A 26,737-nucleotide genomic window follows, 5' to 3' on the forward strand; every position below is an offset into this window, starting at 1 on the left:
TTTCCCGTCGGCATGTAGGGGAATGCCGCCTAACCCTGTCTGTAATGTGAATGGGTTGGCATCATCTAACACCTTTTTTACACGCTTGACCACTGCCGGAAAGTCTGGCATTACAGCTGTAAGCGGTTACATGCATCAGATAGAGGTTGTTATGAAACGTAAGAATTCCTGGTTGGGGCGGCTGGCGCTGGTTGTGGCGGCTATCGCTGCGGCGGGCATGCTTCATGCCGAGGATTCGCGTGGCATCAGTGCTGCTGGCTACCGGTATTACGAAGTAGGGGATCTGGCTGCGCCGCGCCCGGGCAAGACCGAGGCGGCCATGATGTTGATGGGCGGCGGCGACTGGGTCCCCGAAGCGTTTGAGTGGTGGGTGAAGCGCGCCGGGCACGGCCGCGTGGTGATCCTGCGCGCCTCCGGTGACGACAACCTGCAGAAGGAGCTGTACTACGACATTGGCGGTGTCACTGCGGTACAGACGCTGGTGTTCGACAGCCGCAAGGCGGCCGATGACCCGGCCGTGCTGCGGGTGGTGCGCGGTGCCGATGCGATCTTCATCGCCGGTGGCGACCAGTCGCGCTACATCCGCTTCTGGAAGGGGACCGAGCTCAACACCCTGCTCAACGAACACGTCCGTGCTGGCAAGCCGATCGGCGGTACCAGTGCTGGCTTGGCGATCCTTGGTGGCTATGCCTATGGCGCGTTGGACGGCGGCAGTGTCAATTCACCGACCGCATTGAGTGACCCGATGGGTAGCAAGGTGACCATGGACAGGGATTTCCTGACCATGCCGTATCTGTCCAACGTGGTGACCGATACCCACTTCGCCAAACGTGATCGTCTGGGCCGCTTGATCGTGTTTGTCGCCCGTGCCGCGCAGGAAAAGGGCCAGGACGACATCGTCGGCATCGGTGTCGATGAAGACACCGCCTTGTGCGTGGAGGCCGACGGCCGTGGCCAGGTATATTCCTTGAACGACGGCTATGCGTGGCTGGTGATGCCGCGGCGCACCGCAGATCGCCTGAGCAATGGTGAGCCGCTGGAGTTCAGTTCGATCCCGGTAACCGGCGTGGGTGCAGGTAGTCGCCTGCATCTGGATGGATTCAAGGTGGACAACGCTGCATTCACCACGATGGCCAGCGTCGTCGAAGGCGAGCTGGAGCTGCATCCCAACTGAGCGTTCACGATCAACAGACAAAGGGGCTTCGGCCCCTTTTTTGTTGCCCTTGGGAGTGGCTGCTGCAGGGGCGGAATGCGGGCGTGGGCTCGGCTGGTGTCGGAAAGAGGGGGCAGGCGACGTTGGTGACTGTTCAGAGTGGCGGGCACCTGCCTAGAATCAGGGTTCAATTCGGGAGTGAAGAAACATGAAGCTGACTTCTGCAGTACTGCTGGGCCTGGCGTCGCTGTCCTCGGGGGGCGCTGCGGCAGCCGAGGTTTCTCCATTGCTGGTCATTCACGGTGGGGCAGGGGTTGAGCGCAAGGATTTCAGCGCTGCAGAAGAGCGTGCAGCACGCGCGGCGTTGACCGAGGCGTTGCGCCAGGGGCATCAGGCATTGGCTGCTGGCAAGCCTGCGCTGGATGCAGTCACTGCCGCGATCACCGTGCTGGAGAACGATCCGACCTTCAATGCAGGCCGGGGTGCGGTGTTCACCCATGACGGCAAGAATGAGCTGGATGCCTCGTTGATGGATGGCGCCACGCTGCGTGCCGGTGCAGTTGCCGGTGTACACACCGTCAAGAATCCGATCCTGCTTGCACGCGCGGTGATGGAGCATTCGCCGCACGTGATGATGGTGGGGCAGGGCGCGGAGCTGTTCGCCGCCGAGCAGAAGATCGAGCTTGTCGATCCGTCCTACTTCCGCACCGAGAAGCGCTGGGAGCAGCTGCAGCGCGCATTGAAGGAAGAAGCTGCAGGGCAGGCTCATGTTGACCTGGAAACAGCCAAGCATTTCGGCACCGTCGGTGCAGTTGCATTGGATGGCCAGGGCAAGCTTGCGGCGGGCACTTCCACGGGGGGCATGACCAACAAGCGCTATGGACGGGTTGGTGATTCGCCGATCATCGGTGCCGGTACCTATGCCAGCGACCAGTGCGCGGTATCCGGCACGGGCTGGGGTGAGTACTACATCCGCCTGTCCGTCGCGCATGAGATCTGTGCGCGCATGAAGTACTTGAAGGAAACGCCTGCACAGGCCGGCGATGAAGTGATCGTCAAGCGCATTCCCGAGCTCGGCGGGGATGGCGGCGGCATCGTGTTGTCTGCTGATGGCAAGGCTGCGATGCCGTTCAACACCGAAGGCATGTATCGCGGTTGGATTGGTGCAGATGGTGTGCCGCATGTGGCGATTTTTGCCGACGAAAAGATTAAGATGCCCGGCGAGTGATCGGCACCGCCGATGCCGGAAAAGAAATTTCACCGAATGTGAAGATTTCTGTTGACAGCATCGGCGCTGATCACCAAAATAGCGAGCTCACCCACCCCTGACCGGCAAGGCCGCGGTCCTCGACAAGGGAGTGGAATGGAGGGATACCCAAGCGGCCAACGGGGGCAGACTGTAAATCTGCTGGCTTACGCCTTCGGTGGTTCGAATCCACCTCCCTCCACCAGTTTTATGTTGTGACGTGTTTTCCCGGTGCGGGAGTAGTTCAACGGTAGAACCTTAGCCTTCCAAGCTAATGGTGCGGGTTCGATTCCCGTCTCCCGCTCCATTGAACGAAACGAAAAAACACGGCATAATAGACAACTCGCTCACGTAGCTCAGTCGGTAGAGCACCTCCTTGGTAAGGAGGAGGTCGAAGGTTCGATTCCTTTCGTGAGCACCATCTTTGCAGATAGTGCACAACTAACCCTGTTACCGAGAAGAAGCAGCCATGTCCAAGAGCAAGTTCGAGCGTACCAAGCCGCACGTCAACGTCGGCACCATCGGCCACGTCGATCATGGCAAGACCACGCTGACTGCCGCGCTGACCAAGATCGGTGCAGAGCGCTTCGGTGGCGAGTTCAAGGATTACTCCTCGATCGATGCTGCTCCGGAAGAGAAGGCTCGTGGTATCACGATCTCGACCGCGCACGTTGAGTACGAATCTGCTAACCGTCACTACGCCCACGTCGATTGCCCGGGCCATGCTGACTACGTCAAGAACATGATCACCGGTGCTGCACAGATGGACGGCGCGATCCTGGTCTGTTCGGCTGCTGACGGCCCGATGCCGCAGACCCGCGAGCACATCCTGCTGTCGCGTCAGGTCGGCGTGCCGTACATCGTCGTGTTCCTGAACAAGGCCGACATGGTTGACGATGCCGAGCTGCTGGAACTTGTCGAAATGGAAGTCCGCGAGCTGCTGAGCAAGTATGACTTCCCGGGCGATGACACCCCGATCGTGCACGGTTCGGCTCGTATGGCGCTGGAAGGCGACCAGAGCGAGATCGGCGTGCCGGCCATCCTGAAGCTGGTCGATGCACTGGACAGCTGGATCCCGACCCCGGAGCGTGACGTCGACAAGCCGTTCCTGATGCCGGTGGAAGACGTGTTCTCGATCTCGGGCCGCGGCACCGTGGTGACCGGTCGTATCGAGCGTGGCGTGATCAAGGTCGGCGAAGAAATCGAAATCGTCGGTATCCGTCCGGTCCAGAAGACCACCGTCACCGGCGTGGAAATGTTCCGCAAGCTGCTCGACCAGGGTCAGGCAGGCGACAACGCCGGTCTGCTGCTGCGCGGCACCAAGCGTGACGACGTCGAGCGTGGCCAGGTTCTGGCCAAGCCGGGTTCGATCAAGCCGCACACCCAGTTCGAAGCCGAAGTGTACGTTCTGTCCAAGGATGAGGGCGGCCGTCACACCCCGTTCTTCAAGGGCTACCGTCCGCAGTTCTACTTCCGTACCACCGACATCACCGGCGCTTGCGAACTGCCGGAAGGCGTCGAGATGGTGATGCCGGGTGACAACGTCAAGATGGTCGTCACCCTGATCAACCCGGTGGCAATGGACGAAGGCCTGCGCTTCGCAATCCGTGAAGGTGGCCGTACCGTCGGCGCCGGTGTGGTTGCAAAGATCATCGCTTAATAAGCCTGTAGCGCCAGCAGTAAACGCTGTTGGTTGCGCGAAAGGCGGGCCGGGTAACTCGGTCCGCCTTCGCCGTCTAAGGTGATGTGCAACAGTCAAGTCATACGCCAGTAGCTCAATTGGCAGAGCAGCGGTCTCCAAAACCGCAGGTTGGGGGTTCGAGTCCCTCCTGGCGTGCCACTTGCAACTCTCTATCCAGTGACCTTGGTCGCACCAGCTACAAGAGTCGGATGAACAGCAAGATCGAACATTCCAAGTCCGCCGCTTCATCGGGCGGTGATATCGTCAAGTACGTCGGCGCTGCGCTGTTGGTGCTGGCGGGTCTGTTTGTCTGGTTCTGGTTTGCCGATCAGCCGCGTGCTGCCCAGTTGGGCGCGTGGGCCGGTCAGTGGCGTGCGCTGGCAGTGGTTTTGGGTCTGGTGGCTGGTGGTGCAGTGTTCATGCTGACCACGAAGGGTCGTCAGACAATCGAGTTCCTTTCTGAATCCCGTTTCGAGCTGCGCAAGGTTGTGTGGCCGACCCGCCAGGAAGCTATCCGCATGACGTGGGTGGTGGTAGTGGTGGTGATCGTGCTGAGCCTGTTGCTGGGTGGCTTTGATTTCGTGATCCAGAAGCTGACCCAGTGGTTCTTGGGTCGTTAAGGAGATATCTGTGAAGCGTTGGTACGTCGTTCACGCCTATTCAGGTTTTGAGAAGTCGGTTGCGCAGGCGCTGCGTGATCGCATCGCGCGTGACGAGATGCAGGAGCTTTTTGGTGATGTGCTGGTCCCCACTGAAGAAGTGGTGGAAATGCGCGCAGGCCAGAAGCGCCGCTCCGAGCGCAAGTTTTTCCCGGGTTACGTGCTGGTACAGATCGAGACCCATGAAGAAGCCGGCATCCCGCGCATCGACAACGAAAGCTGGCACTTGGTGAAGGAAACCCCGAAGGTCATGGGTTTCATCGGCGGCACTGCCGACCGTCCTCTGCCGATCCAGGACAGCGAAGCTGCTGCCATCCTGAATCGCGTTCAGGAGGGCGTCGAGAAGCCGCGTCCGAAGGTGCTGTTCGAGCCGGGCCAGATGGTTCGCGTCACCGAAGGCCCGTTCAATGATTTCAACGGTGTTGTCGAAGAAGTCAATTACGAAAAGAGCCGCCTGCGCGTCTCGGTGCTGATCTTCGGTCGCGCCACCCCGGTCGAACTCGAGTTCGGCCAGGTCGAGAAGGCGATCTGAGGCAGCGCGCGCCGCCTGTTCAGGTGGCGTCGCAAAAAGCTGCTACAATTTTCGGCTCCCCAATGTGGGAGCAAATCAAGGGCTGCCGCGAGGTGGCCTTTGGTGCGATTTCATAACGCGATGCCGGGACGCGTGATTCCCGGTCCGATGGGGAGCCTGTTGTCGTAAGGCGCTAGCACCCGGAGAGCACTTCAATGGCAAAGAAAGTAGTTGGTTATATCAAGCTGCAGGTAAAGGCCGGCCAGGCCAATCCCTCGCCGCCGGTCGGTCCTGCGCTGGGTCAGCGCGGCCTGAACATCATGGAATTCTGCAAGGCGTTCAACGCCGCAACGCAGAAGCTGGAGCCGGGTCTGCCGGTGCCGGTGATCATCACGGCCTATTCGGACCGTACGTTCACCTTCATCACCAAGAGCACCCCGGCGACCACGCTGCTGAAGAAGGCCGCTGGCATTTCTTCGGGCTCGAAGAAGCCGAACACCGACAAGGTGGGCAAGGTGACGCGTGCGCAGCTGGAAGAAATCTGCAAGGCGAAGGAGCCCGATCTGACGGCTGCCAGCCTTGACGCCGCCGTGCGTACGATTGCGGGCTCTGCCCGTTCCATGGGCTTGGTGGTAGAGGGTTAATCTGATGGCACTGAATAAGCGTGAGAAGGCCATCAAGGCCGCCGTTGTCCCGGGTAAGGCGTATGCCTTCGAGGACGCAATCAACATCCTGAAGACCGTCACCAAGGCCAAGTTCGTCGAGTCGATCGACGTTGCTGTGCGTCTTGGCGTGGACGCCAAGAAGTCCGACCAGCAGGTGCGCGGTTCCACCGTGCTGCCGGCCGGTACCGGCAAGTCGGTCCGCGTTGCCGTGTTCGCTCCGGCCGGTGCCAAGGCTGACGAAGCCCTGGCCGCTGGCGCCGAAGCTGTCGGCATGGACGACCTGGCTGAGAAGATGCAGGCCGGCGATCTGAACTATGACGTCGTCATTGCTACCCCGGACGCAATGCGCGTTGTCGGTAAGCTGGGCACCCTGCTGGGCCCGCGTGGCTTGATGCCGAACCCGAAGGTCGGCACCGTTTCGGCCAATCCGGGCGAAGCCGTCAAGAATGCCAAGTCGGGTCAGGTGCGTTACCGCACTGACAAGGCCGGCATCATCCACTGCACCATCGGCAAGGCCAGCTTCGAAAACGGCGCGCTGCAGTCGAACCTGCAGGCACTGCTGCTGGACCTGATCAAGGCCAAGCCGGCTACCTCGAAGGGCCTGTACCTGCAGAAGGTGTCGGTCAGCTCGACGATGGGCCCGGGCGTGACTGTTGACCAGTCCTCGCTGACCCTGAAGTAATTGTTTAAAGCGGCCTCGGTACCTTTGGTGCCGAGGCCGTCATTTTGAAGGCGTCGCGCAGGTTCACCTGCGTGGAGCCGTCAAAGACCGCAGGCGCGGTCAGCGCATATCGGCGACGGGCACGGAAGCTCGATCTGGCAGGGAGTCGCCGCCGGTACAGCGAGGTCGCTTAATCGATTCGTTCTCGGATCACCCTGCGTAGATGGTGCCGCCCTTCTGGATTTTTCTGGTTCACGTACGTCTGGGTTCGCCCAGGTCTGCACACTCCAGCTCTAGAACGGCCACCACCGGAGCATCACCCGATGCTCCCGGCGTCCAGGACGGATGCCGCCCAGGACCGCACACGGCTAGGAGCCGTAAGCGGAATATGTTTGAAGCAGAGATTTGTGGTCCGTTATCGGCGGTGCGGTTGATCCGCCTGCGCTGGTTCCGAATCCCCAGTCCCCGCTTAAACGGAGGAGTGCAATGGCTCTCAATCTGTCCCAGAAGCAAGAAGTAGTCGCCGAGCTGGCAGACATCGCCGCCAAGGCTCACTCCTTGATCGCAGCCGAATACGCTGGCACCACGGTCGCTCAAATGACCGCGATGCGTAAGCAGGCCCGCGAAACCGGTGTTTTCTTGAAAGTTGTCAAGAACACGCTGGCCTCGCGCGCCGTTGAAGGCACCGATTTCGCAGTTGCAAAAGACCAGATGGTTGGTCCGCTGCTGTATGCGTTTTCGCTTGAGGAGCCCGGCGCAGCCGGTCGCCTGATCAAGGATGCAGCCAAGGGTAACGACAAGCTGAAGGCGAAAGTCGTGGCAATCGGCGGGGAAGTTTTCCCGGCCAGCCACGTCGACGTGCTGGCATCGTTGCCGACCCGTGATCAGGCACTGGCCATGTTGGCCCGCGTCCTGACCGAGCCGGTCACCATGTTCGCCCGCGCCATCAAGGCAATCGGTGAAAAGCAGGAAGGCGGTGCAGCAGAAGCTGCCGAGCCGGCCGCTGAAGCCGAAGCTGTCTAAGCTCGACGTCCACGTGGTTCCGAACGGAACCTCAATCCAGAATATTTTTAAAAGGTAATCAAAATGTCCCTTACCAACGATCAGATCGTCGACGCGATCGCCGAAAAGTCCTTGATGGAAGTGATGGAGCTGGTCAAGGCCATCGAAGAGAAGTTCGGCGTCTCGGCTGCTGCCCCGGTTGCAGTTGCTGCTGCTGGCCCGGCTGCTGTTGTTGAAGAGCAGACCGAATTCAACGTCATCCTGAAGGATGCCGGCGCGAAGAAGGTCGAAGTGATTAAGGCTGTCCGCGCCATCACCGGCCTGGGCCTGAAGGAAGCGAAGGACCTGGCTGAAGCCGGCGGCGTCGTGAAGGAAGGCGCTTCGAAGGAAGACGCTGACAAGTTCAAGAAGGAACTGGAAGCCGCCGGCGCGACCGTCGAGCTGAAGTAATCAGTTCTTGCATCGTCATCGATTCACGGCGATGCAGCCAAGGCTGGGGGCGTAAAGCCCCCGGCCTTTGGTCGTTTCAAACCGTTGTAATGCCGGGCGTGCCTGGTTGCAACGGGGTAGTGCCGAGCCATGCTCGGCAAGCTTCAGAAAGACCAACGTGGCAAGTGTCAGGCGCTGCGCTCCAGACGATGGAGTGACCCGCAGCCGATACAAGCGAGTTGGCAGTTGGAAGTAGCAATAGAAGGCGTGCTGGTGCCGGCAATACCAGCGACTTCCAACTGACAATTTCAAGATTTCCTTACGGGTCGTGGACGCACGGCTCGCACAACAAGGTGGAAGACCTCATGACGTCCTATTCGTACACCGAAAAAAAGCGCATCCGCAAAGATTTCGGCAAGCAGCGCTCGATCCTCGAGGTGCCGTTCCTGCTCGCGATCCAGGTTGATTCGTACCGCGAATTCCTGCAGGAAAACATCGACCCGGCCAAGCGCTCCGACCACGGCCTGCATGCTGCGCTGAAGTCGGTGTTCCCGATTTCCAGCTACAGCGGCAATGCTGCCCTGGAATACGTCGGCTACAAGCTGGGCGACCCGGTGTTTGACGAGCGCGAGTGCCGTCAGCGTGGCATGAGCTACGGCGCGCCGCTGCGCGTCACCGTGCGTCTGGTCATCTACGACCGCGAGTCGTCGACCAAGGCGATCAAGTATGTGAAGGAGCAGGAGGTCTATCTGGGCGAAATCCCGTTGATGACCGACAACGGCACCTTCATCGTCAACGGTACCGAGCGCGTCATCGTGTCGCAGCTGCACCGTTCGCCGGGCGTGTTCTTCGACCACGACCGTGGCAAGACCCACAGCTCGGGCAAGCTGCTGTACAGCGCCCGCATCATCCCGTACCGCGGTTCCTGGTTGGACTTCGAGTTCGATCCGAAGGACGCACTGTTCACCCGTATCGATCGCCGCCGCAAGTTGCCGGTGTCGGTGCTGCTGCGTGCGCTGGGCTACAACAACGAAGAGATGCTGGCCGAGTTCTTCGAGGTCAACACCTTCCACATCAACCCGGACGAAGGCGTGCAGCTGGAGCTGGTGCCGGAGCGTCTGCGTGGCGAAACGCTGAACTTCGACTTGGCTGACGGCGACAAGGTCATCGTGGAAGCAGGCAAGCGCATCACCGCGCGCCACATCAAGCAGCTGCAGGCGTCGGGTATTGCTGCCCTGGCCGTGCCGGACGATTACATCGTCGGTCGCATCCTGTCGCACGACGTGGTTGATGCCAACACCGGTGAGCTGCTGGCCCAGGCCAACGACGAAATCAGCGACGAGCAGCTGCAGAACTTCCGCAAGGCGGGCGTTGATGCAGTGGGCACGCTGTGGGTGAACGATCTGGATCGTGGCCCGTACCTGTCCAACACCCTGCGCATCGATGGCACCAAGACCCAGCTCGAAGCGCTGGTCGAAATCTATCGCATGATGCGTCCGGGCGAGCCGCCGACCAAGGACGCCGCACAGAACCTGTTCCACAACCTGTTCTTCACCTTCGAGCGCTACGACCTGTCCACGGTTGGCCGCATGAAGTTCAACCGTCGTGTCGGCCGCAAGGAAGTCACCGGTGAGTCGGTGCTGTATGACCGCAAGTACTTCGGCGAGCGTAACGACGAGGAATCCAAGCGCCTGGTCGCCGCACACGGCGAAGGTTCGGACATCCTTGACGTGATCAAGGTGCTGACCGAGATCCGCAACGGTCGCGGCGTGGTCGATGACATCGATCACCTGGGCAACCGTCGCGTGCGTTCGGTCGGTGAAATGGCCGAGAACGTGTTCCGCGTGGGCCTGGTCCGCGTCGAGCGCGCGGTCAAGGAGCGCCTGTCGATGGCCGAGTCGGAAGGCTTGACCCCGCAGGAGCTGATCAACGCCAAGCCGGTTGCTGCTGCGATCAAGGAATTCTTCGGCTCCTCGCAGCTGTCGCAGTTCATGGATCAGAACAACCCGCTGTCGGAAGTGACGCACAAGCGTCGCGTCTCGGCGCTGGGCCCGGGCGGCCTGACCCGCGAGCGCGCTGGCTTCGAAGTGCGCGACGTGCACCCGACCCATTACGGCCGCGTCTGCACCATCGAAACGCCGGAAGGCCCGAACATCGGCCTGATCAACTCGCTGGCCGTGTTCGCACGCACCAACAAGTACGGCTTCCTGGAAACCCCGTACCGCAAGGTGCATGACGGCAAGGTCTCCGACGAGATCGAGTTCCTGTCGGCCATCGAAGAGAACGAGTACGTCATCGCCCAGGCCAACGCCCTGACCGATGCCAAGAACATGCTCACCGAGCAGTTCGTACCGTGCCGCTTCCAGGGTGAGTCGCTGCTCAAGCCGCCGGCAGAAGTCCACTTCATGGACGTCTCGCCGATGCAGACCGTGTCGGTCGCTGCGGCACTGGTTCCGTTCCTGGAGCACGATGACGCAAACCGCGCACTGATGGGCGCCAACATGCAGCGTCAGGCCGTGCCGACCCTGCGTGCGCAGAAGCCGCTGGTGGGTACCGGTATCGAACGCGCCGTGGCACGTGACTCCGGTGTGACCGTGAACGCCCTGCGTGGCGGCGAGATCGTGCAGATCGACGCCGGCCGCATCGTGGTCAAGGCCAACGAGAACGAGATCACCGATCCGGCAGATGCCGGCGTGGATATCTACAACCTGATCAAGTACACCCGTTCGAACCAGAACACCTGCATCAACCAGCGTCCGCTGGTGAACGTGGGTGACGTGATCGCGCGCGGCGACGTGCTGGCCGATGGTCCGTCCACCGATATCGGTGAACTGGCGCTGGGTCAGAACATGCTGATCGCCTTCATGCCGTGGAACGGCTACAACTTCGAAGACTCCATCCTGCTGTCCGAGCGTGTGGTCGAAGAAGATCGTTACACCACGATCCACATCGAAGAACTGACCTGCGTTGCGCGTGACACCAAGTTGGGGCCGGAGGAAATTTCCGCCGATATCCCGAACGTGTCCGAGCAGGCGCTGAACCGTCTGGACGAATCCGGCGTGGTGTACATCGGTGCGGAAGTGCGCGCCGGCGACATCATGGTTGGCAAGGTCACGCCGAAGGGCGAGAGCCAGCTGACCCCGGAAGAGAAGCTGCTGCGCGCGATCTTCGGCGAGAAGGCTTCGGACGTTAAGGACAGCTCGCTGCGCGTTCCGCCGGGCATGGACGGCACCGTCATCGACGTGCAGGTCTTCACCCGCGACGGTATCGAGAAGGACAAGCGCGCACGCCAGATCGAAGAAAACGAGATCAAGCGCGTCAAGAAGGACTTCGACGACCAGTTCCGCATCCTGGAAGGCGCCATCTACGCACGTCTGCGTTCGCAGATCGTGGGTAAGGTTGCCAACGGCGGCGCCAACCTGAAGAAGGGTGACGTTGTTTCCGACGCGCTGCTGGACGGCCTGAAGAAGTCCGACTGGTTCACCCTGCGCATGAAGGACGATGACGCGTCCGAAGCCATCGAACGTGCCCAGATGCAGATCCAGGCACACGAGAAGGAATTCGAGCGTCGCTTCGCTGACAAGCGCGGCAAGATCACCCAGGGTGACGATCTGGCACCGGGCGTGCTGAAGATGGTCAAGGTGTTCCTGGCCGTGAAGCGTCGCATCCAGCCGGGTGACAAGATGGCAGGCCGCCACGGCAACAAGGGTGTGGTCTCCAACGTGGTGCCGGTCGAAGACATGCCGTACATGGCTGACGGCAACACCGTGGACATCTGCTTGAATCCGCTGGGCGTGCCGTCGCGTATGAACATCGGCCAGATTCTGGAAGTGCACCTGGGCTGGGCCGCAAAGGGCCTGGGCAAGCGCATCCAGGGCATGCTGGAACAGCAGCGTGCGGTCAGCGAACTGCGCGAGTTCCTGGGCAAGATCTACAACCATGACTCGGCCGTGTCCGAGCAGCGCGTGGACCTGTCCCAGTTCAGCGACGAAGAGCTGCTGAACCTGGCCAAGAACCTGACCGACGGCGTGCCGATGGCAACCCCGGTGTTCGATGGCGCGGCCGAAGACGAGATTCGCGAAATGCTGAATCTTGCCTACCCGGACGGTGCCCCGGAGACCGAGCGTCTGGGCTTCAATACCAGCAAGACGCAGATGCAGCTGTATGACGGCCGCACCGGCGAAGCCTTCGACCGCAAGACCACGGTCGGCTACATGCATTACCTGAAGTTGAACCACTTGGTCGACGACAAGATGCATGCCCGTTCGACCGGTCCGTACTCGCTCGTTACCCAGCAGCCGCTGGGTGGTAAGGCGCAGTTCGGTGGTCAGCGCTTCGGTGAAATGGAAGTCTGGGCACTGGAAGCCTACGGCGCGGCCTACACCCTGCAGGAAATGCTGACGGTGAAGTCCGATGACGTACAGGGCCGTAACCAGATGTACAAGAACATCGTCGACGGTGAGCACGAGATGGTTGCGGGCATGCCGGAATCCTTCAACGTTTTGGTGAAGGAAATCCGCTCGCTGGCCATCAACATGGAACTGGAAGGCGGTTGATTGCGCAGGCGCTGCTGCAGTGATGCAGCAGCGCCGCCAGCACTGACTTACAGCCCATCGACAAAGATTTCCTCCTTTCGGAGAACACCATGAAAGACTTGCTCAACCTCTTCAACCAGCAGCGCCAGACGCTGGACTTCGACGCGATCAAGATCGCGCTGGCCTCGCCGGATCTGATCCGTTCGTGGTCCTTCGGCGAAGTGAAGAAGCCGGAAACCATCAACTACCGTACCTTCAAGCCGGAACGTGACGGCCTGTTCTGCGCCGCCATCTTCGGACCGGTCAAGGACTACGAGTGCCTGTGCGGCAAGTACAAGCGCATGAAGCACCGTGGCGTCGTCTGCGAAAAGTGCGGCACCGAAGTAACCCTGGCCAAGGTGCGTCGCGAGCGCATGGGCCACATCGACCTGGCATCGCCGGTCGCGCACATCTGGTTCCTCAAGTCGCTGCCGTCGCGCATCGGCCTGATGCTGGACATGACCCTGCGTGACATCGAGCGCGTGCTGTACTTCGAAGCCTACGTGGTGACCGAGCCGGGCCTGACCGCCCTGGAGCGCCGCCAGCTGTTGACCGAAGAGCAGTACCTGCAGGCTCGCCAGGAACATGGCGATGACTTCGACGCCGCCATGGGCGCCGAGGCCGTGTACGAACTGCTGCGCACCATCGACCTGCAGGCCGAAATGGTCCGCCTGCGCGAGGAAATCGCCTCGACCGGTTCGGAAACCAAGCTCAAGCGTCTGACCAAGCGCATCAAGCTGGTCGAAGCCTTCCTCGAGTCGGGCAACCGCCCGGAGTGGATGGTGATGACCGTGCTGCCGGTGCTGCCGCCGGACCTGCGCCCGCTGGTTCCGTTGGACGGTGGCCGCTTCGCGACCTCGGATCTGAACGACCTGTACCGCCGCGTCATCAACCGTAACAACCGTCTGCGTCGCCTGCTGGAGCTTAACGCTCCGGACATCATCGTGCGCAACGAAAAGCGCATGCTGCAGGAATCGGTTGACGCCCTGTTGGACAACGGCCGTCGTGGCCGTGCCATCACCGGCACCAACAAGCGCCCGCTCAAGTCGCTGGCCGACATGATCAAGGGTAAGCAGGGTCGCTTCCGTCAGAACCTGCTGGGCAAGCGCGTCGATTACTCGGGCCGTTCGGTGATCACCGTGGGTCCGTACCTGAAGCTGCACCAGTGCGGCCTGCCGAAGAAGATGGCGCTTGAGCTGTTCAAGCCGTTCGTGTTCGCCAAGCTGCAGCGTCGTGGCCTGGCTACCACCATCAAGGCTGCCAAGAAGCTGGTTGAGCGCGAAGAAGGCGAAGTCTGGGACGTCCTGGAAGAAGTCATCCGCGAACATCCGGTGCTGCTGAACCGTGCGCCGACCCTGCACCGTCTGGGCATCCAGGCGTTCGAACCGCTGTTGATCGAAGGCAAGGCCATCCAGCTGCATCCGCTGGTCTGTACCGCATTCAACGCCGACTTCGACGGTGACCAGATGGCCGTCCACGTACCGCTCTCGCTGGAAGCCCAGCTGGAAGCGCGTGCGCTGATGATGTCCACCAACAACATCCTGTCGCCGGCCAACGGCGAGCCGATCATCGTGCCGTCGCAGGACGTCGTGTTGGGCCTGTACTACATGGCGCGCTCGCTGGTGAACAAGCAGGGCGAGGGCATGGTGTTCGCGAACACCGACGAAGTGAAGCGTGCCTACGACAACCGTCTGGTTGAACTGCACGCCCGCGTCAAGGTGCGCATCGTGCAGGTCGAGCGTGACGAAGACGGCAACAAGGTCAAGAAGTCCTCGATCGTCGACACCACCATCGGCCGTGCGCTGCTGAGCGAGATCATGCCGGAAGGCCTGCCGTTCGAGCTGTGCAACACCGAGATGACCAAGAAGAACATCTCGCGCCTGATCAACCAGAGCTACCGTCTGCTGGGTCTGAAGGACACCGTGGTGTTCGCCGACAAGCTGATGTACACCGGCTATGCCTACGCAACCCGCGCTGGCGTGTCGATCGGCATCGACGACATGCTGATCCCGGACGAGAAGAAGGGCATCCTGGGCGAAGCCGAACAGGAAGTGCTGGAAATCCAGGAGCAGTACCAGTCCGGTCTGGTCACCGCTGGCGAGCGCTACAACAAGGTGGTCGACATCTGGTCGCGCACCAATGAGCGCATCGCCAAGGCGATGATGGAAACCATTGGTACCGAGAAGGTCGTCGGTAGCGACGGTGAGCTGGTCGACCAGAAGTCGATGAACTCGCTGTACATCATGGCCGACTCCGGTGCCCGTGGTAGCCAGGCGCAGATCCGTCAGCTGGCCGGTATGCGTGGCCTGATGGCGCGTCCGGATGGCTCGATCATCGAGACGCCCATCAAGGCGAACTTCCGTGAAGGCCTGAACGTGCAGGAGTACTTCAACTCCACCCACGGTGCCCGTAAGGGTCTGGCCGATACCGCGTTGAAGACGGCGAACTCGGGTTACCTGACCCGTCGTCTGGTCGACGTGGCACAGGACGTGGTGATCACCGAGGTCGATTGCGGTACCTCCGAAGGCCTGACCATGATCCCGATCGTGGAAGGCGGCGACGTGGTTGAGCCGTTGAAGGACCGCGTGCTGGGTCGCGTTGTAGCCGAGGACGTGTTCCTGCCGGGCAACGACGAAGATCCGATCGTGACCCGCAACACCGTGCTCGACGAGCAGTGGGTGAACAAGCTGGAAGAAGCCGGCGTGCAGACCATCAAGGTCCGCTCGACCATCACCTGCGCCTCGTCGTTCGGTGTCTGTGGCCTGTGCTACGGCCGCGATCTGGCCCGTGGCCACATCGTCAACATCGGTGAAGCGGTTGGCGTCATCGCCGCACAGTCGATCGGTGAGCCGGGTACCCAGCTGACCATGCGTACGTTCCACATCGGTGGTGCGGCATCGCGTGCGGCTGCGGTCGACAACATCACCGTCAAGACCACCGGTTCGGTGAAGTTCTCCAACCTGAAGCACGTCGAGCAGGCCAGCGGCTCGCTGGTTGCCGTCTCGCGTTCGGGTGAAATCTCCGTGCTCGACCCGCATGGTCGTGAGCGTGAGCGTTACAAGCTGCCGTACGGTGCCAGCATCGGTGTCAAGGACGGTGCGGAAATCAAGGCTGGCCAGACCGTGGCCAACTGGGATCCGCATAACCACCCGATCGTGTCGGAAGTGGCCGGTTTCGTGCGCTTCATCGACTTCATCGATGGCGTGACCGTGATCGAGAAGACCGACGAACTGACCGGTCTGGCCTCGCGCGAAATCACCGATCCGAAGCGTCGTGGCTCGCAGGCCAAGGATCTGCGTCCGCTGGTCCGCATCGTCGATGGCAAGGGCAATGACCTGACCATCCCGGGCACCGACCTGCCGGCACAGTACCTGCTGCCGCCGCGCTCGATCGTCAACCTGCAGGATGGCGCGCCGGTAGGCGTGGGCGACGTGGTTGCCAAGATCCCGCAGGAAGCCTCGAAGACCCGTGACATCACCGGTGGTCTGCCGCGCGTTGCCGACTTGTTCGAAGCCCGCAAGCCGAAGGACCCGGCGATCCTGGCCGAGCGTTCGGGTATCATCAGCTTCGGCAAGGACACCAAGGGCAAGCAGCGCCTGATCATCAAGGACACTGATGGTTCGGAGCACGAAGAGCTGATTCCGAAGTACCGTCAGATCATCGTGTTCGAAGGTGAACACGTGACCCGCGGTGAAACCGTGGTGGACGGCGAGCCGAGCCCGCAGGACATCCTGCGCCTGAAGGGCGTGGAAGAACTGGCCCGTTATCTGGTCAAGGAAATCCAGGACGTTTACCGCCTGCAGGGCGTGAAGATCAACGACAAGCACATTGAAGTGATCTCGCGTCAGATGCTGCGCAAGGTGGAAATCGTTGACCAGGGCAGCAGCAAGTTCCTTAATGGTGAGCAGGCCGAGCGCCAGCGCGTCATCGAAGAGAACGTGAAGCTGGCTGCACGCAACGAGCTGCCGGCCCGGTACGAGCCGGTGCTGCTGGGTATCACCAAGGCATCGCTGGCCACCGAGTCGTTCATCTCGGCGGCTTCGTTCCAGGAAACCACCCGCGTGCTGACCGAGGCTGCCGTGCGCGGCACCTCCGACGGCCTGCGCGGTCTGAAGGAAAACGTGATCGTCGGCCGCCTGATTCCGGCGGGTACCGGCCTTGCGTACCACGCCCAGCGCCGCCGTAATGCGTCGGGTCTGACCGATTCGGAAATCGCAACCCTGGCCGGTCCGGTCGCGGTCGCTGAACCGGCGGTCGTGGCACCGGAAGCTGAACCGGCTGCTGGTGAAGAGTAAGTAGTTTGATCGGCCGGTCCGCTTGCGGACCGGCAGTTCGACCTGAACGGGGCATATGGAGATACCCCTGTAACAGCTCTGGATCAGGGCTGGCTTGGCATGGGCTTGTTTGACTGGGCTCTTGACAAGTTGCTACAATCGTCTGTCTCAGCAGGCCAAAAATTTGGCCTGCTTTACAATTTCCGCATCCTGGCCGTTTTTACGGCCCCAATCAGAAGAACCTACTGATGGCGACGATCAACCAGCTGGTGCGCAAGCCGCGCCAAGCCACCACCTACAAGAGTGCCTCGCCGGCACTCGACAAGTGCCCGCAGCGCCGTGGCGTCTGCACGCGCGTGTACACCACCACCCCGAAGAAGCCGAACTCGGCTCTGCGTAAGGTTGCAAAGGTTCGCCTGACCAACCAGGAAGAAGTGATTTCCTACATCGGTGGTGAAGGCCACAACCTGCAGGAGCACTCCGTGGTCCTGATCCGCGGCGGTCGCGTCAAGGATCTGCCGGGTGTGCGTTACCACACCGTCCGTGGCTCGCTCGATGCCGCCGGCGTTGCCAAGCGTCGTCAGGCGCGTTCCAAGTACGGCGCAAAGCGTCCGAAGGCCTGAGGAATAAGACATGTCACGTAAAGGTAATACTCCCCAGCGTTCGGTCCTGCCGGATCCGAAGCACAAGAGCGAAACCATTGCCCGCTTCATCAACATGGTCATGTTGAGCGGCAAGAAGTCCGTTGCTGAAAAGATCGTCTATGGCGCCATGGACGTGATCAGCGAAAAGAACCCGAACGCAATCGAGCTGGTGCAGAAGGCACTGGACAACGTTGCTCCGGGCGTGGAAGTGAAGTCGCGTCGCGTCGGTGGTGCCACCTATCAGGTGCCGGTCGAAGTGCGCGCTTCGCGCAAGATGGCTCTGGCCATGCGTTGGCTGATCGACTCGGCGCGTAAGCGCGGCGAGAACACCATGCCGCGCAAGCTGGCTGCTGAACTGCTGGACGCTTCGGAAAACCGCGGCGGCGCCATCAAGAAGCGCGAAGAAACCCACCGTATGGCGGAAGCGAACAAGGCCTTCGCTCACTACCGCTGGTGAGTTGTGGGGGCCTTGGAAACAGGGCCCCTGGCACCCATGTTGGTGCTGCTTGTAGCGCTTTGAGCGCTGCTTAAATCCGAAGGCCGCCGCAAGGCGGCGTTCGGCCATCCGAATTCCAAGAAATTGAGAGGCTCCCGTGGCCCGCACCACTCCTATCGAGCGTTACCGTAACTTCGGCATCATGGCCCACATCGATGCCGGCAAGACCACCACGTCCGAGCGCATCCTGTTCTACACCGGTAAGAGCCACAAGCTCGGTGAAGTGCATGACGGCGCCGCCACCATGGACTGGATGGAGCAGGAGCAGGAACGTGGCATCACGATCCAGTCCGCTGCTACCACCGCGTTCTGGAAGGGCATGGACAAGTCCCTGCCGGAGCACCGTTTCAACATCATCGACACCCCCGGGCACGTTGACTTCACCATCGAAGTCGAACGCTCGCTGCGCGTGCTCGACGGTGCGGTGTTCGTGCTGTGCGCCGTTGGTGGCGTGCAGCCGCAGTCTGAGACCGTGTGGCGCCAGGCCAACCGTTATCAGGTGCCGCGCATCGCATTCGTCAACAAGATGGACCGTACCGGTGCCAACTTCCTGAAGGTCCGTGACCAGCTGAAGGCAAAGCTCGGCGCTGTCGCCGTGCCGATGCAGCTGCCGATCGGTGCTGAAGAAGGCTTCAAGGGCGTGGTCGATCTGCTCAAGATGAAGGCCATCCATTGGGATGACGCTTCGCAGGGCATGAAGTTCGAGTACGGCGAAGTTCCGGCCGACATGCAGGCGGCGGCTGAAGAAGCCCGTACCTTCATGATCGAAACCGCGGCTGAAGCCAGCGAAGAGCTGATGGAGAAGTACCTGGGCGGCGAAGAGCTGAACGAAGGCGAGATCATCCAGGCCCTGCGTACCCGTACGCTGGCCGTGGAAATCGTGCCGATGTTCTGTGGCTCGGCGTTCAAGAACAAGGGCGTGCAGGCCATGCTCGACGGCGTGATCCAGCTGCTGCCGTCGCCGATCGACGTGCCGGACGTGAAGGGCACCGACGTTGACGATGACTCCATCGAGATGACCCGCAAGTCGGACGACAAGGCTCCGTTCTCGTCGCTGGCGTTCAAGATCATCACCGATCCGTTCGTTGGCGCGCTGACCTTCTTCCGTGTCTACTCGGGCACCCTGAACGGTGGCGACACCGTGCTGAACTCGGTGAAGAACAAGAAGGAGCGCATCGGCCGCATCCTGCAGATGCACTCCAACAACCGCGAAGAAATCAAGGAAGTGTTGGCTGGTGACATCGCGGCTGCCGTCGGCCTGAAGGACACCACCACCGGTGACACGCTGTGCTCGCTTGAGGCACCGATCGTGCTCGAGCGCATGGTGTTCCCGGAGCCGGTGATCTCGATGGCTGTCGAGCCGAAGACCAAGTCGGACCAGGAAAAGATGGGTCTGGCACTGGGTCGTCTGGCACAGGAAGATCCGTCGTTCCGCGTCAAGACCGACGAAGAGTCCGGCCAGACCATCATCTCCGGCATGGGCGAGCTGCACCTGGACATCATCGTTGACCGCATGAAGCGCGAGTTCAACGTTGAAGCCAACGTCGGCAAGCCGCAGGTGGCCTACCGCGAAACCATCCAGATGGCCGACGTCAAGTCGGATTACAAGCACGCCAAGCAGTCCGGTGGTAAGGGTCAGTACGGTCACGTCGTGATCGAGCTGTCGCCGATCACCGCTGAAGACCGTGCCGATCCGAAGCTGTCTGCGGCGATCAAGGATGACTTCCTGTTCATCAACGACATCACCGGCGGCGTGATCCCGAAGGAATTCATTCCTTCCGTGGAAAAGGGCCTGCGCGAAACCATCACCAGCGGTCCGCTGGCTGGCTTCCCGGTGGTGGACGTCAAGGTCAAGCTGGTGTTCGGCTCGTACCATGACGTTGACTCCTCGGAAATGGCGTTCAAGCTCGCCTCGTCGATGGCCTTCAAGCAGGGCTTCGCCAAGGCCAAGCCGGTTCTGCTGGAGCCGATCATGAAGGTCGAGATCGTGACCCCGGAGGAATACCAGGGTGACGTGATGGGCGACGTAAGCCGCCGTCGTGGCGTTCTGCAGGGTTCGGGCACCACCGGTGACGGCTCGGCCAGCATCATCAATGCGATGATCCCGCTGGGCGAAATGTTCGGTTACGCCACCGCGCTGCGTTCGCAGACCCAGGGTCGCGCAACCTTCACGATGGAATTCGACCATTACGAGCCGGCGCCGAACAACATCGCCGAAACCGTCATCAAGAAGGGCTGAGTCTCAGACTCAGCCTCTCCTTCCAAGTCTTAGCTAATTAAGGAACAACAATGTCCAAGAGTAAGTTCGAGCGCACCAAGCCGCACGTCAACGTCGGCACCATCGGCCACGTCGATCATGGCAAGACCACCCTGACCGCAGCACTGACCAAGATCGGTGCAGAGCGCTTCGGCGGCGAGTTCAAGGATTACTCCTCGATCGATGCCGCGCCGGAAGAAAAGGCACGTGGTATCACGATCTCGACCGCGCACGTTGAGTACGAATCCGCCAACCGCCACTACGCCCACGTCGATTGCCCGGGCCATGCTGACTACGTCAAGAACATGATCACCGGTGCTGCGCAGATGGACGGCGCGATCCTGGTCTGCTCGGCTGCTGACGGCCCGATGCCGCAGACCCGCGAGCACATCCTGCTGTCGCGTCAGGTCGGCGTGCCGTACATCGTCGTGTTCCTGAACAAGGCCGACATGGTTGACGATGCCGAGCTGCTGGAACTTGTCGAAATGGAAGTCCGCGAGCTGCTGAGCAAGTATGACTTCCCGGGCGATGACACCCCGATCGTGCACGGTTCGGCTCGTATGGCGCTGGAAGGCGACCAGAGCGAGATCGGCGTGCCGGCCATCCTGAAGCTGGTCGATGCACTGGACAGCTGGATCCCGACCCCGGAGCGTGACGTCGACAAGCCGTTCCTGATGCCGGTGGAAGACGTGTTCTCGATCTCGGGCCGCGGCACCGTGGTGACCGGTCGTATCGAGCGTGGCGTGATCAAGGTCGGCGAAGAAATCGAAATCGTCGGTATCCGTCCGGTCCAGAAGACCACCGTCACCGGCGTGGAAATGTTCCGCAAGCTGCTCGACCAGGGTCAGGCAGGCGACAACGCCGGTCTGCTGCTGCGCGGCACCAAGCGTGACGACGTCGAGCGTGGCCAGGTTCTGGCCAAGCCGGGTTCGATCAAGCCGCACACCCAGTTCGAAGCCGAAGTGTACGTTCTGTCCAAGGATGAGGGCGGCCGTCACACCCCGTTCTTCAAGGGCTACCGTCCGCAGTTCTACTTCCGTACCACCGACATCACCGGCGCTTGCGAGCTGCCGGAAGGCGTCGAGATGGTGATGCCGGGTGACAACGTCAAGATGGTCGTCACCCTGATCAACCCGGTGGCAATGGACGAAGGCCTGCGCTTCGCAATCCGCGAAGGTGGCCGTACCGTCGGCGCCGGCGTGGTTGCAAAGATCATCGCCTAATAACGCTGCGCTTCCTCGCGAAGCAAGGTGTTGAAGAAGGGCGGCCTCCGGGCCGCCCTTTTTTTGTTTGTTTGTTTGGCGGGGTGGGGTGGATTGGTGCTTTCTGTGCGGTGTGGGCGTCAGGGGGTTGAGGCGTTGAAGGCCTGGGGTTCAGAGTTTTGGGGCTTCAGAAGCTGGAGGCTGCAAAGGCCAGGGGCTTTAAAGGCAGCTTCAGTAGCCAGAAGCTGCCCTCACCCCAACCCCTCTCCCGCTCGCGGGAGAGGGGCTCTGATCTCGCTCGTTCGCAGTGCACTGGCGGCCGATGCATTGCTAGCGTCTTTCCCGTCCGCAGTTCACTAGCAACCGACGCATTGCTAGCGCCTTTCTCGCTCGCAGCGCACTAGCAGCCAACGCATTGCTAGCCCCTCTCCCGCACGCGGGAGAGGGGTTGGGGTGAGGGAAGCTCTTCGCAGTAAAAAAGCTGAACAGAGCAGGGCCCCGGTCAGTGTCAATTTGCGCTTCTACGCGGGCCGCGAGGATAATGCGCTCCTGGCCAGCTACTGCTGGGCGGTCGTATTCAGATTCGCGCGTGCCTAAAGCGTGGCCGGTTCCGGTCATCGCAAGCAGTGAGCCCGGGCGGGGCAGGGTGGTTGGCATGGCGCCAATAGGCCCGTTTCCCAATGGTTTCGCCAGTTTTGCCGGCGGCTGGGCATCCATCTCGCAGATGGCTGGACTATCGGTATCTGCGCAGATCGGGCATGCCAGTGCCTGGTTAAATATGCGGCCGGAAGTGCCAAAGCTCCACAAATCCCGCTGTTTGCTGAAGGACCCCATACCTCGGCAGAGGGGTGAGTTGCAATAGCAAAAGAATACTGACAGAATGCACGACCACTCGCGGAAGGGCTCGTTTACGAGAATTCCGCAACCAGCGAAAGGAGGAGCAGGACGCGCCTCGTATTCGCCAGACAAGGACAGGTCGCATGGGAGGCACTCCGTTTAACGGGGTGTTTTTTGTGCGTTTGAACAAGTCTGGGGCGGGCCGGGAAACCGGGCCGCCCTGCTGTTATGAAAGGATTCGCGCGACGGGCAGTGCTTCGGCGCTAAACGTCGTTTTCATGGGGTTCGGCACACTCAGGGGCCGAACCTGTCGCTCTTTAGACCCATAGGAATACCGTCATGGCGGACCAAAAGATCCGAATTCGGTTGAAGGCGTTTGATCATCGTTTGATCGACCGTTCGGCCAGCGAGATCGTTGAAACGGCAAAGCGGACCGGTGCGCAAGTGCGTGGCCCGATCCCTCTGCCCACCAAGATCGAGCGTTACACCATCCTCGTCTCCCCGCACGTCGACAAAGACGCGCGTGACCAGTACGAGACCCGCACGCATAAGCGCGTGCTCGATATCGTCGACCCCAACGACAAGACCGTGGACGCGCTGATGAAGCTCGAACTGGCTGCCGGCGTCGACGTTCAGATCAAGCTGACCTAAGGACTACGACCATGACGAAGAAATATTCGTTGGGCTTCGTGGGCCGCAAGGCTGGCATGAGCCGCGTTTTCACTGAAGATGGCCAGTCCATCCCAGTGACCCTGATTGAAGCCACCCCGAACCGCATCGCGCAGATCAAGACCGTCGAAACCGACGGCTACAGCGCCGTGCAGGTGACTGTCGGCGCTCGTCGCGCTGCACTGGTCAACAAGCCGGAAGCTGGTCACCTCGCCAAGGCGAAGGTTGAAGCCGGTCGCGGCCTGTGGGAATTCCGCGTTGAAGACGCACAGATTGGCGATTTCGCCGTCGGTGGCGAAATCAAGGCAGACATCTTTGAAGTCGGCCAGACGGTTGACGTCCAGGGCGTCACCAAGGGTAAGGGCTTCCAGGGCACCATCAAGCGCTACAACTTCCGTATGGGCGATGCAACCCACGGTAACTCGCTGTCGCATCGCGCGCCGGGTTCCTTGGGCCAGCGCCAGACCCCGGGTCGCGTTTTCCCGGGCAAGAAGATGTCCGGCCACATGGGTTCGGTGCAGCAGAGCACGCAGAACCTGGAAGTGGTCAAGGTCGATGTCGAGCGTGGTCTGATTGCCATCCGCGGCGCCGTGCCTGGCGCAGCCGGTGGTGACGTGATCGTGCGTCCGGCTAGCAAGGCATAAGGAGAGATGACGATGGAACTCGTTATCACGGGTAGCAATAACAAGGTCTCGGTCTCCGACGCCGTGTTCGGTCGCGATTTCAGCGAAGATCTGGTTCACCAGGTCGTCGTTGCCTACCGCAACGCCGCACGTTCGGGCACCAAGGCACAGAAGACGCGTTCTGAAGTGGCTGGTACCACCAAGAAGTCGAAGAAGCAGAAGGGTGGTGGCGCTCGTCACGGTGCCCTGACCGCTCCGATCTTCGTCGGCGGTGGTGTCACCTTCGCGGCCAAGCCGCGTAGCTTCGAACAGAAGGTCAATCGTAAGCAGTATCGCGCCGCCATGTGCGCCATCCTGTCCGAGCTGAACCGCCAGGGCCGCCTGACCATCGTTGAGTCGTTCGATGTCGAAGCGACCAGCACCAAGGCTCTGATCACCAAGCTGGCTGGCCTGGAAGTGGGCAAGCGCCCGCTGATCGTCACCGAAGAAGCTTCCGAGCACCTGTACCTGTCGGCTCGCAACATTCCCTACGTGGAAGTGCGTGACGTGCAGGGTCTGGACCCGGTTTCGCTGGTCGGTGCCGACACGGTCGTCATCACCGCTGACGCGGTCAAGAAGGTCGAGGAGTGGCTGGCATGAGCGCCAACGAAAAAATCTTCAGCGTGCTGCGTGCACCGCGAGTCTCTGAAAAGACCGCGCGCCTGCAGGAAATCTCCAACCAATACGTCTTCGAAGTTTCGAACGAAGCCACCAAAGCCGATGTAAAGGCCGCGGTTGAGCAGTTGTTCGACGTCAAGGTCGAGTCGGTCAATGTGCTGAACGTGAAGGGCAAGAACAAGTCCTTCCGTAACCGTGCAGGCCGCCGCGGCGATTGGCGCAAGGCGTATGTGCGTCTCGCCGATGGCCAGTCCATCGATGTAACGGCCAAGGCCTGAGGTACATCCCATGCCATTGATGAAATTCAAACCCACTTCTCCCGGCCGTCGTTCGGCCGTGCGCGTGGTCACTCCTGATCTGCACAAAGGCGCGCCGCATGCTGCGTTGCTGGAGCCGCAGAGCAAGTCCGGCGGTCGTAACCACCACGGCCGCATCACCACCCGTCACGTGGGTGGTGGTCACAAGCAGCACTACCGTCTGATCGACTTCAAGCGCAACAAGGAAGGCATTCCGGCACGCGTGGAACGTATCGAATACGATCCGAACCGCACTGCCCATATCGCCCTGCTGTGCTACGTCGACGGCGAGCGTCGCTACATCATCGCCCCGAAGGGCCTGAAGGCGGGTGACCAGGTCATCTCGGGTGCTCACGCCCCGATCAAGACCGGTAACACCTTGCCGCTGCGCAACATCCCGGTCGGTACCACCGTCCACGGGATCGAGCTGAAGCCGGGTAAGGGCGCTCAGATCGCTCGTGCCGCTGGTGCAGGCGTGCAGCTGGTCGCTCGTGAAGGTATCTACGCCACCCTGCGTCTGCGCTCGGGTGAAATGCGTAAGGTGCCGGTCGAATGCCGCGCCACCATCGGTGAAGTCGGTAACGATGAGCACAACCTGGAAAAGCTGGGCAAAGCTGGTGCCAAGCGCTGGCGCGGCGTCAAGCCGACCGTCCGCGGTGCGGCCATGAACCCGGTGGATCACCCGCACGGTGGTGGTGAAGCCAAGGCCGGCCAGGGTAATCCGCATCCGGTCACCCCGTGGGGTGTTCCGACCAAGGGTTACAAGACGCGTCATAACAAGCGCACTCAGCAGTTCATCGTCCGCGATCGTAGGGGCTAATCGACCATGGCACGTTCACTTAAGAAGGGCCCGTTCGTCGATCACCACCTCGTCAAGAAGGTGGAGGCCGCTGCGGGTAGCAAGAAGCCGATCAAGACCTGGTCGCGCCGTTCGATGATCCTGCCGGAAATGGTAGGCGTCACCATCGCCGTTCATAACGGTAAGAACCACGTTCCAGTGCTCGTCAACGAGAACATGGTCGGCCACAAGCTCGGCGAATTTGCCGTCACCCGGACCTTCAAGGGTCACGGTGGCGACAAGAAGTCGGGCAAGTAAGGAGAGATGACAATGGAAGCGAAAGCAATCCTGCGCTCCGCGCGCATCTCTGCGCAGAAAGCCCGTCTGGTCGCTGACCAGGTGCGCGGTCTGCCGGCCGAGCGTGCGGTCAACCTGCTGAAGTTTTCGGATAAGAAGGCTGCCCACCTGATCAAGAAGGTGGTGGAGTCGGCTATCGCAAATGCCGAAAACAACCAGGGCGCTGACGTCGACGAGCTGAAGGTCCAGACCATCATGGTAGATGAAGGTCCGACCCTGAAGCGTTTCATGGCGCGGGCGAAAGGCCGCGGTACCCGCATCCTCAAGCGCACCAGCCACATCACTGTGGTTGTGGGCGCCGGCAAGTAAGCGGAAAGGATAAAGACCATGGGTCATAAAGTTCATCCGGTTGGTATCCGCCTCGGTATTTCCAAGGACTGGAACTCCAAGTGGTACGCCAACAAGGCCGAGTTTGCTGGTTACCTGGCAGCCGACCTGAAAGTTCGCGAGATGCTGCGCAAGAAGCTTGCTCAGGCCGGTATCTCCAAGATCCTCATCGAGCGTCCGGCAAAGACGGCTCGCGTGACGATTCACACCGCCCGTCCGGGCGTGGTGATCGGCAAGCGTGGTGAGGACATCGAAAAGCTGCGTAAGGAAGTGAGCGAAATGATGGGCGTCCCGGCGCACATCAACGTCACCGAAGTGCGCAAGCCGGAGTTGGACGCACAGCTGGTTGCCGAGTCGATCGCGCAGCAGCTGGAGCGCCGCATCATGTTCCGCCGTGCAATGAAGCGCTCGGTCGGCAACGCGATGCGCCTGGGTGCCCTGGGCATCAAGGTCAACGTCGGCGGCCGCTTGAACGGCGCTGAAATCGCCCGTTCGGAGTGGTACCGCGAAGGCCGCGTGCCGTTGCACACCCTGCGTGCGGATATCGACTACGGTTTCGCTGAAGCCAGCACCACCTACGGCATCATCGGCATCAAGGTTTGGATCTACAAGGGTGAAGTCTTTGATTTCTCCCAGGTTGGCCAGGAAAAGCAGGACGACAGCCCGCGCAACGATCGTAACGATCGCGGCGACCGTGGTGACCGTCCGTCGCGCCCGGCTCGTGAAGCGAGGTAACGGC

The 26,737-nt window shown here is 61.0% G+C and carries 23 protein-coding genes and 4 tRNA genes; all 27 read left to right on the forward strand.

Annotation, left to right across the window (positions count from 1 at the left end; translation table 11 throughout):
* Nucleotides 1-130: 130 nt before the first annotated feature.
* The 27 genes from ACVOMB_RS07255 to rpsC all read left to right on the forward strand — a co-directional run bounded on the left by ACVOMB_RS07255 (nucleotide 131) and on the right by rpsC (nucleotide 26,733).
* A complete protein-coding gene (locus ACVOMB_RS07255) occupies nucleotides 131-1,174 on the forward strand; it encodes a cyanophycinase (RefSeq protein WP_481530568.1) in 1,044 nt (347 codons plus the stop codon).
* Between the two features lie 187 nt (nucleotides 1,175-1,361).
* Nucleotides 1,362-2,381, forward strand: coding sequence for an isoaspartyl peptidase/L-asparaginase family protein (locus ACVOMB_RS07260; protein ID WP_481530569.1), 1,020 nt, complete (start codon nucleotides 1,362-1,364; stop codon nucleotides 2,379-2,381).
* Nucleotides 2,382-2,518: 137 nt separating this feature from the next.
* Nucleotides 2,519-2,604: transfer RNA gene (locus ACVOMB_RS07265), tRNA-Tyr, on the forward strand.
* A gap of 28 nt (nucleotides 2,605-2,632) precedes the next feature.
* A tRNA-Gly gene (locus ACVOMB_RS07270) sits at nucleotides 2,633-2,706 on the forward strand.
* Nucleotides 2,707-2,744: 38 nt separating this feature from the next.
* Nucleotides 2,745-2,820 (forward strand) — tRNA-Thr (locus tag ACVOMB_RS07275).
* Between the two features lie 48 nt (nucleotides 2,821-2,868).
* A complete protein-coding gene (tuf, locus tag ACVOMB_RS07280) occupies nucleotides 2,869-4,059 on the forward strand; it encodes an elongation factor Tu (protein WP_481530570.1) in 1,191 nt (396 codons plus the stop codon).
* 104 nt (nucleotides 4,060-4,163) lie between these two features.
* A tRNA-Trp gene (locus ACVOMB_RS07285) sits at nucleotides 4,164-4,239 on the forward strand.
* A 50-nt stretch (nucleotides 4,240-4,289) separates the two neighbouring features.
* Entirely contained in the window at nucleotides 4,290-4,700 is a 411-nt protein-coding gene (gene secE / locus ACVOMB_RS07290; protein ID WP_481530571.1) for a preprotein translocase subunit SecE, read from the forward strand.
* 10 nt (nucleotides 4,701-4,710) lie between these two features.
* Complete coding sequence (gene nusG, locus ACVOMB_RS07295; RefSeq protein WP_057630031.1) at nucleotides 4,711-5,271, forward strand: transcription termination/antitermination protein NusG; 561 nt, start codon at nucleotides 4,711-4,713, stop codon at nucleotides 5,269-5,271.
* 194 nt (nucleotides 5,272-5,465) lie between these two features.
* Complete coding sequence (rplK, locus tag ACVOMB_RS07300) at nucleotides 5,466-5,894, forward strand: 50S ribosomal protein L11 (RefSeq protein ID WP_057630030.1); 429 nt, start codon at nucleotides 5,466-5,468, stop codon at nucleotides 5,892-5,894.
* 4 nt (nucleotides 5,895-5,898) lie between these two features.
* Nucleotides 5,899-6,597, forward strand: a complete 699-nt coding sequence (gene rplA, locus ACVOMB_RS07305; protein ID WP_481530572.1) for a 50S ribosomal protein L1 — start codon at nucleotides 5,899-5,901, stop codon at nucleotides 6,595-6,597.
* 465 nt (nucleotides 6,598-7,062) lie between these two features.
* Complete coding sequence (gene rplJ, locus ACVOMB_RS07310; RefSeq protein ID WP_481516756.1) at nucleotides 7,063-7,599, forward strand: 50S ribosomal protein L10; 537 nt, start codon at nucleotides 7,063-7,065, stop codon at nucleotides 7,597-7,599.
* 63 nt (nucleotides 7,600-7,662) lie between these two features.
* Nucleotides 7,663-8,028 (forward strand): 50S ribosomal protein L7/L12, encoded by a 366-nt coding sequence (rplL, locus tag ACVOMB_RS07315; RefSeq protein ID WP_303749025.1) that lies wholly within the window; start codon nucleotides 7,663-7,665, stop codon nucleotides 8,026-8,028.
* Nucleotides 8,029-8,372: 344 nt separating this feature from the next.
* Complete coding sequence (gene rpoB, locus ACVOMB_RS07320; RefSeq protein WP_481530573.1) at nucleotides 8,373-12,563, forward strand: DNA-directed RNA polymerase subunit beta; 4,191 nt, start codon at nucleotides 8,373-8,375, stop codon at nucleotides 12,561-12,563.
* Nucleotides 12,564-12,652: 89 nt separating this feature from the next.
* Nucleotides 12,653-16,876, forward strand: a complete 4,224-nt coding sequence (gene rpoC, locus ACVOMB_RS07325; RefSeq protein ID WP_481530574.1) for a DNA-directed RNA polymerase subunit beta' — start codon at nucleotides 12,653-12,655, stop codon at nucleotides 16,874-16,876.
* 227 nt (nucleotides 16,877-17,103) lie between these two features.
* Nucleotides 17,104-17,478, forward strand: a complete 375-nt coding sequence (gene rpsL / locus ACVOMB_RS07330) for a 30S ribosomal protein S12 (RefSeq protein ID WP_004145320.1) — start codon at nucleotides 17,104-17,106, stop codon at nucleotides 17,476-17,478.
* Nucleotides 17,479-17,488: 10 nt separating this feature from the next.
* Nucleotides 17,489-17,956 (forward strand): 30S ribosomal protein S7, encoded by a 468-nt coding sequence (gene rpsG, locus ACVOMB_RS07335; protein ID WP_057630019.1) that lies wholly within the window; start codon nucleotides 17,489-17,491, stop codon nucleotides 17,954-17,956.
* Between the two features lie 136 nt (nucleotides 17,957-18,092).
* Nucleotides 18,093-20,234, forward strand: coding sequence for an elongation factor G (gene fusA, locus ACVOMB_RS07340; RefSeq protein WP_481530575.1), 2,142 nt, complete (start codon nucleotides 18,093-18,095; stop codon nucleotides 20,232-20,234).
* Nucleotides 20,235-20,284: 50 nt separating this feature from the next.
* On the forward strand, nucleotides 20,285-21,475 hold the full coding sequence (gene tuf, locus ACVOMB_RS07345) for an elongation factor Tu (protein WP_481530570.1): 1,191 nt from the start codon (nucleotides 20,285-20,287) through the stop codon (nucleotides 21,473-21,475).
* A gap of 1,155 nt (nucleotides 21,476-22,630) precedes the next feature.
* The gene (rpsJ, locus tag ACVOMB_RS07350) at nucleotides 22,631-22,942 is read left to right on the forward strand and encodes a 30S ribosomal protein S10 (RefSeq protein WP_010341589.1); all 312 of its coding nucleotides are present in this window, start codon (nucleotides 22,631-22,633) and stop codon (nucleotides 22,940-22,942) included.
* 11 nt (nucleotides 22,943-22,953) lie between these two features.
* A complete protein-coding gene (gene rplC / locus ACVOMB_RS07355; protein WP_057629588.1) occupies nucleotides 22,954-23,604 on the forward strand; it encodes a 50S ribosomal protein L3 in 651 nt (216 codons plus the stop codon).
* A gap of 12 nt (nucleotides 23,605-23,616) precedes the next feature.
* Nucleotides 23,617-24,222, forward strand: a complete 606-nt coding sequence (gene rplD, locus ACVOMB_RS07360; protein ID WP_481513039.1) for a 50S ribosomal protein L4 — start codon at nucleotides 23,617-23,619, stop codon at nucleotides 24,220-24,222.
* Entirely contained in the window at nucleotides 24,219-24,518 is a 300-nt protein-coding gene (rplW, locus tag ACVOMB_RS07365) for a 50S ribosomal protein L23 (protein ID WP_057629589.1), read from the forward strand. The genes rplD and rplW overlap by 4 nt, the downstream gene beginning before the upstream one ends.
* A 10-nt stretch (nucleotides 24,519-24,528) precedes the next feature.
* Nucleotides 24,529-25,356, forward strand: coding sequence for a 50S ribosomal protein L2 (gene rplB / locus ACVOMB_RS07370; RefSeq protein WP_057629590.1), 828 nt, complete (start codon nucleotides 24,529-24,531; stop codon nucleotides 25,354-25,356).
* Between the two features lie 6 nt (nucleotides 25,357-25,362).
* Entirely contained in the window at nucleotides 25,363-25,632 is a 270-nt protein-coding gene (rpsS, locus tag ACVOMB_RS07375) for a 30S ribosomal protein S19 (RefSeq protein WP_057629591.1), read from the forward strand.
* A 12-nt stretch (nucleotides 25,633-25,644) separates the two neighbouring features.
* Complete coding sequence (gene rplV / locus ACVOMB_RS07380) at nucleotides 25,645-25,980, forward strand: 50S ribosomal protein L22 (RefSeq protein WP_017355410.1); 336 nt, start codon at nucleotides 25,645-25,647, stop codon at nucleotides 25,978-25,980.
* 18 nt (nucleotides 25,981-25,998) lie between these two features.
* Entirely contained in the window at nucleotides 25,999-26,733 is a 735-nt protein-coding gene (rpsC, locus tag ACVOMB_RS07385) for a 30S ribosomal protein S3 (protein WP_057629592.1), read from the forward strand.
* Nucleotides 26,734-26,737 lie beyond the last annotated feature (4 nt).

Source organism: Stenotrophomonas sp. STEN018 (genome assembly GCF_056760235.1).